Here is a 15,789-nt window from a genome sequence, read left to right as displayed (position 1 = left end):
GCTCGGTCACCTCATGAGCCGCCCCCCAACAGCCCCGCCGAGCGCGCCCAGCGGTACTTCGCGCCGAGCACGGCCACCGGCCTCTCGGTCGTGTACGGGTAGGCCACCACCCCGCGCTCGTACAGGTACTGGCAGGCCTCCTCCACCTCGACGTCGCCCGCGAGCGACGCGACGACGGGCTTCTCGATGCCCCGCGCGCGGAATTCGGCCACCACGCGCGCGGTGAGCTCGGCGAACACCATGGGCGGGGTCACGATGGTGTGCCAGTAGCCGAGGACGAGCGCGTGGATGCGCGGGTCCTCCAGGCCCAGGCGGATCGTCGCCTCGTACGTCGACGGCGGCTCGCCGCCCGTGATGTCGACGGGGTTGCCCGCGGCGCCGAACGGCGGGATGAACTTCCGGAACGCCGCGTCGAGGTCCGGCGGGATCTCCATCAGGGACAGGCCGTTGTCGGTGACGGCGTCCGAGAGCAGCACACCGCTGCCGCCCGCGCCGGTGATGATCACGACGTTGTCGCCCTTGGGGGCGGGCAGCACCGGCAACGCGCGCGCGTACTCCAGCATGTCGTTCAGGCCGGGCGCCCGGATGACGCCGGCCTGCCGCAGGATGTCGTCGTACACGGCGTCGTCGCCGGCGAGCGCCCCGGTGTGCGAGCCCGCCGCCCTCGCCCCGGCCGCGGTACGGCCCGCCTTGAGCACCACGACCGGCTTCTTCGGGACCGTCGCGCGGGCTGCCTCCACGAAGGCACGTCCGTCCTTGAGGTCCTCCAGATGCATCGCGATGCACTCGGTGTGCGGATCCTCGCCGAACCAGGTGAGCAGGTCGTCCTCGTCCAGGTCCGACTTGTTGCCGAGCCCCACGATCGCGGAGACGCCGGTCTTCGTCGTGCGGGCGAAGCCGAGGATCGCCATGCCGATGCCGCCGGACTGCGAGGTGAGCGCGACGCCGCCCTTCACGTCGTACGGGGTGCAGAACGTGGCGCACAGGTCCTGCCACGTCGAGTAGTAGCCGTAGATGTTGGGGCCGAGGAGCCGGATGCCGTGCCGTTCGGCGATGGCCACGATCTCGTCCTGGAGCTCCTGCTCGCCGGTCTCCGCGAAGCCCGAGGGGATCAGTACGGCATTGGGGATCCCCTTGCGTCCCACCTCCTCCAGGGCCGAGGCCACGAACTTGGCGGGGATCGCGAAGACCGCCACATCCACCTCACCGGGAACGTCCGTGACACTCTTGTACGCCTTGCGGCCCAGAATGTCATCGGCCTTGGGGTTCACCGGATGGATCTCCCCGGAGAAGCCGCCGTCGACGAGGTTGCGCATGACCGAATTGCCGATCTTGCCTTGTTCGTTGGAGGCGCCGATCACGGCGACGGACGACGGCTGCATCAGCCGGCGCATCGAGGTGAGGATCTCCTCGCGGCCGTACTTGCGGCGCTCCTTGGGGGCCCCGTCCGCGAGGATCACGCGGATGTCCGCGGCGACGGCACCCTCCGGGGTGGCGATCACCGGGTTGAGGTCCACCTCGGCTATCTCCGGGAAGTCCGCCACGAGTTCGGAGACCCGGCGGATCTGCTCCGCTATCGCCCACCGGTCCACCGCGGGGGCGCCGCGCACCCCGCGCAGGATCTCCGCCGAGCGGATGGAGTCGAGCATCGACAGCGCCTCGTCGGCGTCCACGGGGGCGAGTCGGAAGGTGACGTCCTTGAGGACCTCGACCAGCACTCCGCCCAGCCCGAAGGCTACGACCTTCCCGAACGTCGGGTCGGTGACCGCGCCGACGATGACCTCCTGGCCCTTCGGGAGCAGTTCCTGCACCTGGACGCCGTCGATACGGGCCTGTGGGTCGTAGGCCCGCGCGTTCTCGACGATCGTGTGGAAGGCCGCCCGTACGTCCGCCGCGCCCTGCACGCCGACGATCACGCCGCCGGCGTCGGTCTTGTGCAGGATGTCGGGGGAGACGATCTTCATCACGACGGGCCCGACGAAGCGCGCCGCGCAGGCCACCGCCTCGTCGACGTCCGGCGCGAGCTCCTCGCCGGGGACGGCGATCGCGTACGCGTCGGCGATCACCTTTCCCTCGGGCGCGGTGAGCGCGGTCCGGCCCTCGGCCCGCACGGCGTCGAGGAGCGTGCGCACCCTCAGCACCCGGTCTTCGGCCATCAATCAGATCACTCCGTTCGACTTGAGCAGGCGCAGCTCCTCGTCGCCGAGGCCGAGCTCGCCGATGTAGACCTCTTCGTTGTGCTCGCCGAGCAGCGGCGAACTGGTCACGTTCACGGGGGAGTCGGAGAGCTTCAGCGGGCTGCCCACCGTGGTGAACTCGCCGCGCTCCGGGTGCGGCACCGTCACGACCATCTCGTTGGCGACCAGCGACTCGTCCTCGATGATCTCCCTGGTCGACAGGATCGGACCGCAGGGGATGTTGTGGGTGTTCAGTTTCTCCAGCACCTCCCACTTGGGGAGGGTGGACGACCACTCCTCGATGAGCTGGAACATCTTGTTGAGCTGGGGCAGCCGGGCCTCCGGAGTGGCCCACTCGGGGTCGTCCGCCAGCTCGGGGCGTCCGATGAGTTCGCTGATCGGCTTCCAGCCGACGGGCTGCACGATGACGTACACGTAGTCGTTGGGCCCGCCCGGCGCGCACTTGACGGCCCAGCCCGGCTGCCCGCCACCCGACGCGTTCCCGGACCGGGGAACCTCGTCGCCGAAGTCCTCGTTGGGATATTCGGCGAGCGGGCCGTGCGTCAGGCGCTGCTGATCGCGCAGCTTCACCCGGCAGAGGTTGAGCACGGCATGCTGCATGGCGACGTTGACCCGCTGGCCACGCCCGGTGTTCTCCCGCTGGAACAGCGCCGCGAGAATCCCCGCCACGGCGTGGACGCCCGTGCCCGAGTCACCGATCTGGGCCCCCGTCGCCAGCGGCGGTCCGTCCTCGAAACCGGTGGTCGACATCGACCCGCCCATGGCCTGTGCGACGACCTCGTACGCCTTGAAGTTGGTGTACGGACCGTCCCCGAACCCCTTGATGGAGGCGTAGACGATACGGGGATTGATCTCCTGGATGCGGTCCCAGGTGAAGCCCATGCGGTCGACCGCGCCGGGGCCGAAGTTCTCGACCATGACGTCGGAGCGCCGGATCAGTTCGGTGAGGATCTCCTTGCCGCGCTCGGTCTTGGTGTTCAGGGTGATGCTCCGCTTGTTGCAGTTGAGCATCGTGAAGTAGAGGGAGTCGACGTCCGGGAGGTCGCGCAGCTGTTTGCGCGTGATGTCGCCGCTCGGCGCCTCCAGCTTGACGACGTCCGCGCCCAGCCAGGCCAGCAGCTGGGTCGCGGAGGGCCCGGACTGGACGTGCGTCATGTCGAGGACTCGGATGCCTTCGAGAGCCTTGGTCATGGCCGGGTCACCTCACTTGTACATCGTCTGGTTCATGGTTCCGGGGGCGTACGCGTCCGGGTCGACCCAGATGTTGATCAGCGACGGCTTGCCCGACTCGCGGGCGCGCCGCAGGGCGGGGCCGATCTCGGCGGGGTCGCGGACCTCCTCGCCGTGACCGCCCAGCATCTGGGCGAACTTGTCGTAGTGGACGTCGCCGAGGGTGTTGCCGATCCGTTCGCGCTCCGGGCCGTACTTCTGGGCCTGGCCGTAGCGGATCTGGTTCATCGACGAGTTGTTGCCGACGATGCCGACGAAGGGGAGGTCGTAGCGGACGAGGGTCTCGAAGTCCCAGCCGGTCAGGGAGAAGGCGCCGTCGCCGAAGAGGGCGACGACCTCCTTGTCGGGCCGGGCCTTCTTGGCCGCGAGCACGAAGGGGATGCCGACGCCGAGCGTGCCGAGCGGTCCCGGGTCCATCCAGTGGCCCGGCGACTTGGGCTGTACGACCTGCCCGGAGAAGGTGACGATGTCGCCGCCGTCGCCGATGTAGATCGAGTCCTCGGTGAGGAAGTCGTTGATCTCGCTCACCAGCCGGTACGGGTGGATGGGTGAGGCGTCGGACTTCAGGCTGGGCAGCCGCTTCTCGATCGCGGTCTGCTCGGCGGCGCGCAGTTCGTCCAGCCACTCCTTGCGCTTGGACGCCCCGCCGTTGATGCGGCCGGAGGCCGCCTCGGCCACCGACTTCAGGATCAGTCCGGCGTCGCCGACGACGCCCAGGTCGATGTCGCGGTTCTTGCCGACGGTCCGGTAGTCGAGGTCGATCTGCACGACGGTCGCGTCCGGCGACAGCCGCTTGCCGTAGCCCATGCGGAAGTCGAAGGGCGTGCCGACGATGACGATGACGTCGGCGTTGGAGAACGCGTAACGGCGGGAGAGCTGGAAGTGGTGCGGGTCGCCGGGCGGCAGCGTGCCGCGGCCGGCGCCGTTCATGTAGGCGGGGATGTTCAGGGTGCGCACGAGGTCGATCGCGGACTCGGTGCCGCGGGTCGTCCAGACCTGGCTGCCCAGCAGGATCGCCGGCTTCTCGGCGTGCACGAGCAGGTCGGCGAGCTTCTCGATCGCCTCGGGCTCGCCGGCCGAGCGGGTCGAGGCGCGGTAGCGGCCGGCCGCGGGGACGCGGGCCTTCTCCAGGGGCACCTTCGCGTCCAGGACGTCCCGTGGGATCTCCAGGAAGGAGGGGCCGGGCGCCCCGTGGTAGCACTCGCGGAACGCCATCGACACCATGTCGGCGGCGCGCGCGGTGTCCGGCACCGTCGCCGCGAACTTGGTGATCGGCGTCATCATGTCGACGTGCGGCAGGTCCTGGAGGGACCCCATCTTGTGCTGGGTGTGCGCTCCCTGGCCGCCGATCAGGAGCATCGGGGACTCCGCGCGGAAGGCGTTGGCGACGCCGGTCACCGCGTCGGTGGTCCCGGGACCCGCCGTGACCACGGCGCATCCGGGCTTGCCGGTGATGCGTGCGTAACCGTCGGCGGCGTGGGCGGCGACCTGCTCGTGGCGTACGTCGACGACCTCGATGCCCTCGTCGACGCAGCCGTCGTAGATGTCGATGATGTGGCCGCCGCACAGGGTGTAGATGACCTCCACACCCTCCGCTTTCAGTGCCTTGGCGACCAGGTGCCCACCGGAGATGAAGGTCGTGTTGGTGTCGCTGCTGCCGTCGGGCATGGCGAAGTCCTGTCCCTTCGTAGGGGGTTGGAACACTCTCGCGGTACATTGCATACAGTCGACGAATACTGTATGAAGCTTGTTATCCCGCATCCGGTGGGTGGTGTCCAGGGGGCGTGCGGCAACTTTTCGAAGGCCTGGGGGCCGCTCCCCAGATGACTCAGCAGACAGGAGCCGGGAATGGACCTGTACGAGCACCAGGCAAGGGAACTCTTCGAGGAATACGGCATCTTGGTGCCGAGGGCCGAGGTCACGGACTCGCCCAAGGAAGCGCGCGAGATCGCCCGCAGGCTCGGCGGCCGTGTGGTCGTCAAGGCTCAGGTGAAGACCGGGGGGCGCGGCAAGGCGGGCGGCGTGAAACTCGCCGCCGACCCCGCGGCCGCCGAGCTGACGGCACGCCAGATCCTCGGCATGGACATCAAGGGGCACACCGTCGGCAAGGTGATGCTGGCCCAACCCGTCGACATCGAGACCGAGTTCTACGTGGGTTACGTCCTCGACCGCGCCGCCGGGCGCTTCCTCGCGATCGCCTCCGCCGAGGGCGGCATGGAGATCGAGGAGGTCGCCGCGGCCAGGCCCGAGGCCGTGGCCCGCGTCGCGATCGATCCCGCCGAGGGCGTCACCTCGGCCAAGGCCGCCCACATCGCACAGGCGGCCGGTCTGCCGCCGCAGACGGTGGACGTCCTCGTGCGGCTCTGGGAGGTACTGACCCGTGAGGACGCCGTCCTGGTGGAGGTCAACCCGCTCGTGCGGACCGCCCAGGGACAGATCCTCGCCCTGGACGGCAAGGTCACGTTGGACGACAACGCCCGCTTCCGGCAATCGCGTTGGGGCGAGCAGGACACCGCGCACGACGACCCGCTGGAGGCGGCAGCCGCCGCCAGGGGCCTCAACTACGTGAAACTGGACGGCGAGGTCGGCATCATCGGCAACGGCGCGGGACTGGTCATGTCGACGCTGGACGTCGTCGCCGGCTGCGGAGCCCGTCCCGCCAACTTCCTCGACATCGGCGGCGGAGCCTCCGCCCGGGTCATGGCGGACGGCCTGTCCGTCGTCCTCGGTGACCCCTCGGTGAAATCCGTCTTCGTCAACGTCTTCGGCGGCATCACCGCCTGCGACGCCGTCGCCGACGGCATCGTGCAGGCCCTGGAGAGCGTGCGGTTGACCAAACCGCTCGTGGTGCGGCTCGACGGCAACAACGCCGTACGCGGCAGGGCCGTACTCGACGAACGCGCACACCCCCTGGTCGAACAGGCCACCACCATGGACGGCGCCGCGCGCCGCGCCGCCCAACTCGCCGTCGCCCGCTGAAGGAGCCGGACATGGCCATCTTTCTCACCAAGGAGTCCAAGGTCCTCGTCCAGGGCATGACCGGTGGCGAGGGCATGAAACACACCCGGCGGATGCTCGCGGCCGGCACGGACGTGGTCGGCGGCGTCAACCCGCGCAAGGCCGGCCGGACCGTCGACTTCGACGTCCCCCAGGGCCCTGAGGGCCTTGAGGGCCTGGGAAGTGCCCCCGTCGCCGTCCCCGTGTTCGGCTCGGTGGCCGAGGGCATCGAGGCGACCGGCGCCGACGTCAGTGTCGTCTTCGTGCCGCCCGCCTTCGCCAAGGCCGCCGTCATGGAGGCGGCCGACGCGGGCATCGGACTCGTTGTCGTGATCACCGAGGGCATCCCGGTCCACGACTCGGTCTCCTTCCACGCCTACGCCGCCGCACGCGGCACCCGCGTCGTCGGCCCCAACTGCCCCGGCCTGATCACCCCGGGGCAGGCGAACGCGGGCATCATCCCCTCCGACATCACCAAGCCCGGCCGGATCGGCCTGGTCTCCAAGTCGGGCACCCTCACCTACCAGCTCATGTACGAGCTCCGCGACATCGGGTTCTCGACCTGCGTCGGCATCGGCGGCGATCCCGTCGTCGGCACCACCCACATCGACTGCCTCGCCGCCTTCCAGGACGACCCCGACACCGAACTCGTCGTCCTCATCGGCGAGATCGGCGGCGACGCCGAGGAACGGGCCGCCGCGTACATCCGCGACCACGTGACCAAGCCCGTCATCGGCTACATCGCCGGATTCACCGCGCCCGAAGGCAAGACGATGGGCCACGCGGGAGCGATCGTGTCCGGCTCGTCGGGCACCGCGCAGGCGAAGAAGGAGGCGCTGGAGGCGGCCGGGGTGCGCGTGGGGGGCACGCCCACCGAGACCGCCCGCCTGGTGCTGGCCCGCCTGGAGGAGAGCGTGACGTCACTCATAGTCGACGCGAGGTGACTGCCGGAAACGGGACGGTCTCACTACCGTCCTGAAGGAGCACGCGATATCGACGAGCTTCACCACACGCTCGACATGGACGTCCACGACCACACGTCCGTACGACACCGACGAGCTTCACCACACGCCCGTACGGCACCGGCCTGCGCGACACCCGTCCCGACCGGAATCGACTTCCGCGCCCGTCCGGTACGCCGGCCCGGCACGACCCACGGGCCGAGTCACCCTCCTCGGCCCCGCCGGGCCGGCCACGCCCCCCGCCCCCGACTGTGCACCGAGAGCGGAGACACCCCATGGCAATCCACCACGACATCTCGCCGCCCCGGATCCTCACCCTCAAGTCCGGCACCTCCTGGACCGACGCGTGGCGGCGATGCCTCGCCGTCGCCCCCGAGGCCTTCCGGGACGACCGGGCGCTCAACCTCTGGAAAGCCGCATGGCAGGCGGACGGCCGCGCGCTGCCCGCCACCAGCCCCGTGGACCAGAGCCCCGTCGCGGGCCCGCCGCGACTGGACGGCGCCACCGCCAAGCAAGCGGTGCGAGCCGCCCTCGACCAGCACCGCGCCTGGCGCCACGTGCCGCTCGCCGAGCGGAGCGCCCGCGTGGCGGCGACCCTCGACGCACTCACCGAACACCGGGAACTGCTCGCCCTCCTGCTCGTCTGGGAGATCGGCAAGCCCTGGCGGCTCGCCCAGGCGGACGTGGACCGGGCGATCGACGGCGTGCGCTGGTACGTCGACGGCATCGAGCCCATGCTGGCCGGCCGCGCCCCGCTCGAAGGCCCCGTCTCCAACATCGCCAGCTGGAACTACCCGATGAGCGTGCTCGTCCACGCCATGCTGGTGCAGGCACTGGCGGGCAACGCGGTCATCGCCAAGACCCCGACCGACGGCGGTGTCGCCTGCCTCACCCTGGCCTGCGCGCTCGCCGCGCGGGAAGGGATCCCCGTCACCCTCGTCAGCGGCAGCGGAGGCGAACTGTCCGAGGCGCTGGTGCGGGCGCCCGAGATCGGCTGCGTCTCCTTCGTCGGCGGCCGGGACACCGGCGCCGCCGTGGCCACCGCCGTCGCCGACCTCGGCAAGCGGCACGTGCTCGAACAGGAAGGACTCAACACCTGGGGAATCTGGAACTACACCGACTGGGACGCGCTGGCGGCCGTGGTCCCCAAACTCTTCGACTACGGCAAACAGCGCTGCACCGCCTATCCGCGCTTCGTCGTCCAGCGCACCCTGTTCGACGAGTTCCTCGCCGCTTACCTGCCGGCCGTCCGCACCCTGCGGGTCGGTCACCCGCTCGCCGTCGAGCAGCGCGACGACCCGTACCCCAGCCTCGACTTCGGCCCCGTCATCAACGCGGCGAAGGCCAAGGAGCTCGACGACCAGGTCGCCGAGGCCATCGACCGGGGCGCCGTCCCGCTGCACCGCGGCAGCCTGTCCGACGCCCGCTTCCTGCCCGGCCAGGACACCTCGGCGTACGTCCAGCCGGTCACGCTCCTCAACCCGCCGCCGTCCTCGCCGCTGCACCACGCGGAGCCCTTCGGCCCGGTCGACACCATCGTCCTCGTGGACACCGAGGCCGAACTCCTCGCCGCCATGAACGCCTCCAACGGCGCGCTCGTCGCCACCCTGTCCACGGACGACGAGGCGACGTACGAGCGGCTCGCCCCGCAGATCCGCGCCTTCAAGGTCGGGCGGAGCAAGCCGCGCTCGCGCGGTGACCGGGACGAGCTGTTCGGCGGATTCGGGGCGTCATGGCGCGGCGCGTTCGTGGGCGGCGAGCTGCTGGTGCGCGCGGTGACGCAGGGACCGGCGGGCGAGCGGCTGCCCGGCAACTTCCCGGACTACCACCTCATGCCGTGACGGCCTGCCGTCTCCCGTTGTGACCGTGCCGCCCGCTCGTGCGAGGCCTCCCCTCAGGGGCCTCGACGTGGCGGGAGGAGGTGAACGGAGCCCGTGCCGGGGCGCCGCTCACCCGCGGTCCCGACGATCTCCGGCGCCGGAGCGCGGGCACCGTCCGCTCCGGCGCCGGAGCACCCCGGACATGGCGCCCCCGCGGCCCGTCGTCCAGCGGTGGCCGGGAGCCGAAGGGCCGTGACCTCGCGCCCGCGCCCGTAGCCGGCCGGTCACGCGTCGTGAGGGGCTCGGGACGCCCCCTCCGTGCACCCTCGCATCGCCTCCGGCAGCACGGAAACGCAGGTGAAAGGCACTCCGAAAGCTTGGTATTGTTGTCCATGTCGCCGCGGGGAACACCCCCGGTCAGGCGGCAGACACCTTGTCCGGGTGGCGGAATGGCAGACGCGCTAGCTTGAGGTGCTAGTGCCCTTTATCGGGCGTGGGGGTTCAAGTCCCCCCTCGGACACTTTCGGGACGTTCACGAGATCGTCCCCGAAGCGTTCACGAATTACCGGTTGAGTCATGTGACTCACCGGTTTTTCGTCGTTCCTGGGGCCTTCGAGCCTCGTGATCGGCTCGGTGAGGGGGTGGGGCGGTGGCGGTCCAGGTACTGCGCCTCTCACCTGTGGAAACAGGACATGCCTGCGCGACGGCTGGTAGCCGTGGCGCAGGCATGTGGGGTTCTCAGGGGGCGGAGCGCGGCGGAGGTGCGTCACTCGCGTGGCGGAGGCTCGACTTGCTCGGTCGGAAGCGGTCGCGCCAGGGGCGGGTCGGAGGGCTCACCGGGTTGGGTTGCGGCGCTCTGCGTGCTGGCTTTGCGGGGCTGAATGCCCTGGTCGCGGAGGAACCGTCGGATGGCTCTGAGGTTCGCCACAAAGATGATGACGGCATTGAGCAGGGTCTGTGCGACGCGTCCGTGCGGCAGGCGGAGCTGGGGATTGTCGATGCTGTCGAGGGCGGACTTCTTGAGGTTGCCGTTGCCGCCCTCGTTCTGACTGCGCAGTCCGGACCAGGCTTCCTGCCACAGAGGGGTGAACAGGGGGTATTTCTGCCGCCACTTGGCCAACACGATGCCCGGGACGGTGATGCTCTTCCCCCTGCAGATGTCGGGGTAGACGGGGGTGTCCCGCTTGGGCCTGGGGATGGTGGGCAGGGCTGCCGGGGTACGGACAGTGGGGGCGTCGAGGTCGACGACGGTGGACGGGCGTGGCTGGGGCCGGCGGTAGCAGGTGACCGTGGCGTGGGACCCGAGGGCGGGGCACTGTCGACGCTGGTCCCCTACGAGCCCGTACTCCTTGACCTTGGTCTGGTAGTCCTTCCGGGACTGGATCAAGTTGAGTGCATGGGCGCGATCCTCGTCCGTGCGGCTGTCGATGTATGCGGCGCCAGCAGTGATGAGCGGGGTGGGCATCAGCGGGCAGTAGAATTCGCCGCCGACCAGCTGCATGCCGCGGAACTCTCCCTGCCGGTCGACCTTGTCGTCGTTGTAGTGCTTCACCGCGTTGAGGCCGAGTTTGAGCAGCTGCAGATGCAGGTTGTGAGGCTTGGCCTGGGTGATGCCCCGGTCGGCGCAGAACAGGTCTTTGACCAGGCCTCGTTCGAAGGCCGGCTGGATGGCGCGCAGGGCAGCCGGGCCGGGTTCGGTGCCCGGGGTGTGAAGGATCATGCCGAGGCAGACGGCGGGGTAGGCGCCGGCGAGGTCGCCATGGCCATGGCCTGGGAACGCGGCCATCATGGCGTAGCGGAACTCTCTCTTCTCCGGTGCCTTGGCCTTCTTCTCCCGTGCCGACTTGGTCTTGCGAGGCACTGGCTTGTTTGCCGTGCCGCGCCGGGTGCCAGTGTTTATGGAGGCCGCAGCTTTGCCGCTGGGCCCCGACTTCTTCTGCGTTCCTCCCTTCACGTACATCCCGGCGGTGATCTCAAGCGAAGCCCGATCCTGGTGGTAGTCCGGCTCTTTGCCCCAGACTGGAACCGGAGTGTCGTCGACCGCAATGTGGCCGGGCCACCGAGCGAAGTCGCCGCTCCGGTAGGAAGCCATCACCGGAGCGAGAATCAGGTCCTGGGCGATGGCCTCCAGGTTGCGCACGGTGTCCTGGTTGTCGCGGGCACTCCACTTCCGTCGGATCTTCTTGGCCTCGCTGAGCGACAGCCGCTTGCGGCGGTCGTGCGGTGCAGGGTCGAGGCGCCGGGTCATCGAGGACCAGGACCGGTAGACGCGCTTCGACGTCGCGTACTGGTGGTGCGCGACGCGGTCGATCTCTTCTCGGGTTGCGCCCTCACGGATGTGCAGGTCGACGTCGGGGACGTCAAGGAGGGCTTTGGACCCTGGAGACAGGGCGAAGAAGAGCGTCTCCCATGCGTCGTTGATGTTCGCGCTCTTGCCCATGTACTGCGACAGGATCAGGCCGATCAGCACCGTGCGGAACGGGAAGCCCTTTGGGCCTGGCCGGTGCTCGTTGGAGGGAAGACGTTCCAGTACTCCGCTGTGGCGCACAAGGTCGAAGACCTGCCTCACAACGCGGTCGCTGAGGGTACGGCCGGGGGCGTGCGGTGCAGGGCGTAGCGCGAGGCCGGTACGTCGGCAGGGTTTGTCCCCCGGGTTCTTCCTGCTCATGCCGCCGCCCCCCGCAACAGATCGGATGCCTCCGCTTCGGGCACGCCGTGGAGGAAGACGAGGTAGCGCGAGAGGCTGTGCAGGGTCCCGAGTCCGGACGCTTTGAGAATCACCTTCAGCGGAATACCTGCATTCAGCAGTTCGACGAGCCAGGTCGTACGCAGCCGCTGGGTCTGCAGCACTGCACCGTCACAACGGCCGATGATCCGCGGGTACCTGGCCAGCCAGTCCGATGCGATGTGCTTGCTGGTGCGGTCCTGCCAGTCTGGCCGGAAGGCGTACGCGTCTGCCGGGATGTGGGCGGCTTCCGCCAGCAGCAGTTCCTCGTAGGCGTACCGGCATACGACAGTGCGCGGACGGCGCCCGTGCACCTTGACCAGGGCCCGGCCGGTGGGGCCCGCGAGGATGTCCCGCCCCTGAACGTACACAAGATCCTCAACGGCGAGCCCGCAGCCGACGCCGAGACAGAACAGAAGACAGGCGTTGCGCCGCTGGGCGGGGGTGGGCAGGCTCTGCGCCCAGATCAGCCAGTAGGCGATTTCCGCCGGCGGGTAGGGGGCCACTGGGGCGGCGGTGGCCTTCAGCCGGATCGGCGGACGCTGTCCGAGCTGGTCCAACAGGAGTGCTTCGGAGGCCCGGCGCAGCTGGCTGCTGCAGGTTCGGCGGCTGTTGGCGGCCATGTCGCGGCAGCCGACGAGGATGAATCGTTCGACGGTGCTCTGGTCAAGGATCACCGAGGGTTCGAGCGGGAGGCCCTGGGCCTCGACCCAGGCGACCAGCCGTGCGAGCGGCGTCATGACCACGTCTGGGCCGTAGGGTCCCGCTGCGACGGCCATGAATCCCAGCGAGCGGACGACCGGAGCGATGCGGCGCCACTGGGCGGGCGGCACCGTCTCCGCCTTCGGTGCGTAGGCCAGCAGGCGATTCGACACAGCGACCTCCAGGCGCAAGGTCCATGACAGGTGGCCGGTTAACCGGCCGCTGGTGTCAGTGTCGATCACGATCTGAAGGAACGCATCTTTATGACCGGAGGCCGAGCGCGCACGGCGCCGCCATGGAGCTACGCCGTCGATCCGGAGGAGTGGCCGGATGCCCGGATCGCCGGGGAGCCCGCCGCGGCGGTGGTCCAGACGATTGCCCGCCGCCTCGCCGCCGCCCTGCGTGAGAGGCCGGAGCTCTCGCTGCGTGCATTGGCCGCACAGAGCGACGTCGGCAGACAGACCATCGGCGATCTGCTGGCGGGCGCCACCTGGCCGGATGTGCTGACGGTCTGCCGACTGGAGCGCGCCCTGGGCCTGGCGCTCTGGCCCGGATCGAATGCGACGCAATGTGCTCATGACTGATCCCCAATTGCCTATTTGAGGTCAGTCGTGCACGCTCAAGTGCGGAATGGTGCAGACGCCCTATAGCGCCACCCGTCGGAGAGCTAGAGTGAACGTGCGCGACGGACCGGAACCCTGCTAGGAGAAGCGTCCGTTCGCGTGTTTGGCGGCCTCCCTCGACCACTAATCGAGGGAGGCCTGCTTGTTGGGTGAGGGTCGTTCTCGGATGGATCAAGCAGCCCGGGATGACAGCACGGCCCGGAACATTCCCGGTGCTACGTTTTCCACCTCGCCGAGTTGCTTCATGCGGTTGAGGGTTTTTCCTACGGATGAGCGGACCGTCGCGTCCGCTCCCGGGCGCACCGCCGCCGCGATATCGGTGATGGACATTGCCTCTTGAGCAGCGCACAGGAGTGTGAGGATCGCATCGCGCATGCTTCCGTTACGCGGTGGCCCCAGGGCCCGAGTGCCAATGCCCGGGCGCGCATCTTCGGATGAAGGATCCTCATCGGCGACAGAAACTTCAGACGGACCCTCCCGGGAAGGCCGGGCGATTGCCGCGTCCTCGCCAGTGTCCGACGGCTCTTCGCGGACATCGGTGGATTCGACGCCCTGGCACATCATCGCGTACACAGCTTCCAATGTCGCCAACTCGCCGCGCAGTGAAGTGATCAGCTCCTTCACGGCATGCCGGGCCTGGCCGATGTAGACACCCTTGTCTGACGCAGGTGTGCTGGTCCGGTATCCCGCCATAGCGAACTCCTAAGGAAGGCCGCTGCCAGTGTAGGGACGGCACACTGTGGCACGCACCCCATTCCTGTGAGGCGCTATCAAACGGTCAGCAGTGCGCTCAGGCACGGCAAGTCCGGTCCGGGTTATAGCAGGAATCGACCTGTCTTGGCGCAGAGTTGGCTCGCCGGGTTCGAGCGATGCCGCACCGGAACTGTGAGACGTGCCATCGCAGAATTCTGACGTGTGGATTCTGTCGAAGCTCCCGGTCTCCGGGAACGTTTGAGCGTTACGGTTCCTTCATGGTGGATGGCAAGCATCTGTCGGCGACGGAGGCCTTGGCGTCGGTGACGAAGGCCCTGGATGTTCTAGTCCTGGCGTATGACCGGGGGGAAGTCGGTGTTACCGAAACCGCCCGGGAGCTCGGTATCTCACGTTCCACCGCACACCGCATCCTGGTCACCCTGCAGCGCACGGGTTTCCTGCGTCACGATCCTGGCCAGCACGGATACTCAGCGGGTCCGCAGCTCGTACGCATGGGACTGGCCGCGATCGCCCAGCTGGACGTCCGACGACAGGCGCGCAGACCCCTGGAGGAGCTCTCCGAGAAGCTGCAGGAGACGGTGTGCCTGTACTCCCTGGATGCGGCTGTCGTCCGACTACTCGACGGAGTCGAGTGCCGGCATGTCCTGCGCGTCAGCGTTCCGCTCGGACAGGAGCTCCCCGCCCACGTCACGGCGGCCGGCAAGGCTTTGCTCGCACTGCGCGACCCGTCAGATGTACGCGCGACGCTCCCGGCCGCGCTCCCTGCCACGGCAGCAGGAAGCATCACTGAGTGGCCGCTGCTTGAGGTGGAGTTGGAGGAAGTTAGAGCCCGGGGATGGGCGGCAGACCTCGAGGAAAGTGCACACGACCTGCACGGCGTAGGCGTGGCCATCCGCAACCGCATCGGGGAACCGCTCGCCGCGATCTCCGTGTGCGCACCCGCCGTACGTCTGCGCGAACAGGACATGCCAGCGGTTGCGACGGCCCTGCAGGAGACCGCCACCACGATCGCCAGGGCAGAGTGATAGCGGGTGCCGAGGTGCCGGGACTCAAGGCCCCAACGTGATCCGCCCGTCCGGGATCCACCCCTCCAGATATCCCGTCAACAGCACATCCACATCTGGCAGATCGCACCGTGTGCACAACTCCTGCCACTGCTCAGGCCCCGCCCAGTGTGTCGCTTCCCTCCAGGACAGATGCTCCGGCGGATCACCAGCTTCAGGGAGACGAAAGATGAACACGTGCGCCTCTCGACGGCTCCGGCCTACGGGCACAGGCACCTGAGCCCAGCGGCATCCTTCAACAGTGCCCCCGCGCACCGGCATCGCAACGACCGCATCGCGGAGTACGCGCACTGCCGCCTCACGGTAGGTTTCTGAGGCTCGGACGGATCCTGAAGGGAGTACCCATCGGGGACCAGCTCCAGGCAGGTCGTCTGTCCCCAGGGCAAGCCGCCCGTCCGAGCTCAGCAACGCGACGAACACCACCCGCCGCATCCTGGGAGGCGGCACGGCAGGGCACCCCGAACTCTCGGCAGCGTCCAGGAAAACAGGCACGGTCCGATCCTGACATGCGGCCGCTTAACCGGCCAGTTTTACCCCGCGCCGACGAGGGTCTTATCGCGGAGATGAGCTGGCGAACCTGGTCGGCTTGTGGGCTCCGGTATGCCGAATCTGGATTGAGTAGGCGCCGAGCAGGAGCGGCCGGATGGTCTCGAGTTCCGCAAGAGATTTCGATGGCCCGAAGGCTGGGGGGTCTCGCTCCCGGACAGCGGCCAGTCGAACGTGTACGCATCGGGCAACCTCCACGGCCTGGACC

The 15,789-nt window shown here is 68.8% G+C and carries 12 protein-coding genes and 1 tRNA gene; 6 read left to right on the top strand and 7 right to left on the bottom strand.

What is annotated here, in order from left to right; genetic code table 11:
* Positions 1-11: 11 nt before the first annotated feature.
* From H305_RS0118980 to H305_RS0118970, 3 genes are read right to left on the bottom strand one after another with little or no spacing between them, the layout of a single operon-like run.
* A complete protein-coding gene (locus H305_RS0118980) occupies positions 12-2,156 on the bottom strand; it encodes an acetate--CoA ligase family protein (RefSeq protein WP_028801768.1) in 2,145 nt (714 codons plus the stop codon).
* A 3-nt stretch (positions 2,157-2,159) separates the two neighbouring features.
* Entirely contained in the window at positions 2,160-3,389 is a 1,230-nt protein-coding gene (gene frc / locus H305_RS0118975) for a formyl-CoA transferase (protein ID WP_028801767.1), read from the bottom strand.
* Between the two features lie 12 nt (positions 3,390-3,401).
* On the bottom strand, positions 3,402-5,096 hold the full coding sequence (locus H305_RS0118970) for a thiamine pyrophosphate-binding protein (protein ID WP_028801766.1): 1,695 nt from the start codon (positions 5,094-5,096) through the stop codon (positions 3,402-3,404).
* A 180-nt stretch (positions 5,097-5,276) separates the two neighbouring features.
* Between H305_RS0118970 and sucC the strand changes: the two genes are divergently transcribed.
* From sucC to H305_RS0118950, 4 genes are all read left to right on the top strand, one after another.
* Positions 5,277-6,407 (top strand): ADP-forming succinate--CoA ligase subunit beta, encoded by a 1,131-nt coding sequence (sucC, locus tag H305_RS0118965; RefSeq protein ID WP_028801765.1) that lies wholly within the window; start codon positions 5,277-5,279, stop codon positions 6,405-6,407.
* 11 nt (positions 6,408-6,418) lie between these two features.
* Positions 6,419-7,369 (top strand): succinate--CoA ligase subunit alpha, encoded by a 951-nt coding sequence (gene sucD / locus H305_RS0118960; RefSeq protein ID WP_028801764.1) that lies wholly within the window; start codon positions 6,419-6,421, stop codon positions 7,367-7,369.
* A 293-nt stretch (positions 7,370-7,662) separates the two neighbouring features.
* On the top strand, positions 7,663-9,228 hold the full coding sequence (locus H305_RS0118955) for an aldehyde dehydrogenase family protein (RefSeq protein ID WP_051370731.1): 1,566 nt from the start codon (positions 7,663-7,665) through the stop codon (positions 9,226-9,228).
* 414 nt (positions 9,229-9,642) lie between these two features.
* A tRNA-Leu gene (locus H305_RS0118950) sits at positions 9,643-9,727 on the top strand.
* Between the two features lie 246 nt (positions 9,728-9,973).
* Here H305_RS0118950 and H305_RS0118945 read toward each other — a convergent pair.
* Complete coding sequence (locus tag H305_RS0118945) at positions 9,974-11,776, bottom strand: hypothetical protein (RefSeq protein ID WP_028801762.1); 1,803 nt, start codon at positions 11,774-11,776, stop codon at positions 9,974-9,976.
* A gap of 95 nt (positions 11,777-11,871) precedes the next feature.
* Positions 11,872-12,876: a hypothetical protein gene (locus tag H305_RS0118940; protein ID WP_158690549.1), complete on the bottom strand. Its 1,005-nt coding sequence runs from the start codon at positions 12,874-12,876 to the stop codon at positions 11,872-11,874.
* A gap of 21 nt (positions 12,877-12,897) precedes the next feature.
* Here H305_RS0118940 and H305_RS46420 point away from each other — a divergent pair, with 21 nt between their 5' ends.
* Positions 12,898-13,218, top strand: coding sequence for a helix-turn-helix domain-containing protein (locus H305_RS46420; RefSeq protein WP_033178253.1), 321 nt, complete (start codon positions 12,898-12,900; stop codon positions 13,216-13,218).
* Positions 13,219-13,428: 210 nt separating this feature from the next.
* Here H305_RS46420 and H305_RS53435 read toward each other — a convergent pair whose 3' ends face one another.
* The gene (locus H305_RS53435; protein ID WP_158690548.1) at positions 13,429-13,950 is read right to left on the bottom strand and encodes a hypothetical protein; all 522 of its coding nucleotides are present in this window, start codon (positions 13,948-13,950) and stop codon (positions 13,429-13,431) included.
* Between the two features lie 278 nt (positions 13,951-14,228).
* Between H305_RS53435 and H305_RS46415 the strand changes: the two genes are divergently transcribed.
* Positions 14,229-14,996 (top strand): IclR family transcriptional regulator, encoded by a 768-nt coding sequence (locus H305_RS46415; protein ID WP_037764520.1) that lies wholly within the window; start codon positions 14,229-14,231, stop codon positions 14,994-14,996.
* A gap of 24 nt (positions 14,997-15,020) precedes the next feature.
* On the opposite strand, the gene H305_RS56405 is transcribed toward H305_RS46415, so the two are convergent.
* Positions 15,021-15,467, bottom strand: coding sequence for an NUDIX domain-containing protein (locus H305_RS56405; protein ID WP_420708098.1), 447 nt, complete (start codon positions 15,465-15,467; stop codon positions 15,021-15,023).
* Positions 15,468-15,789: the final 322 nt, after the last annotated feature.

Source organism: Streptomyces sp. 142MFCol3.1, assembly GCF_000424945.1.
In the GTDB taxonomy this organism is placed as follows: Bacteria; Actinomycetota; Actinomycetes; order Streptomycetales; family Streptomycetaceae; genus Streptomyces; species Streptomyces siamensis.
Note: the sequence above shows the minus strand (reverse complement) of the source record. Positions and strands in the feature narration are given on the sequence as shown.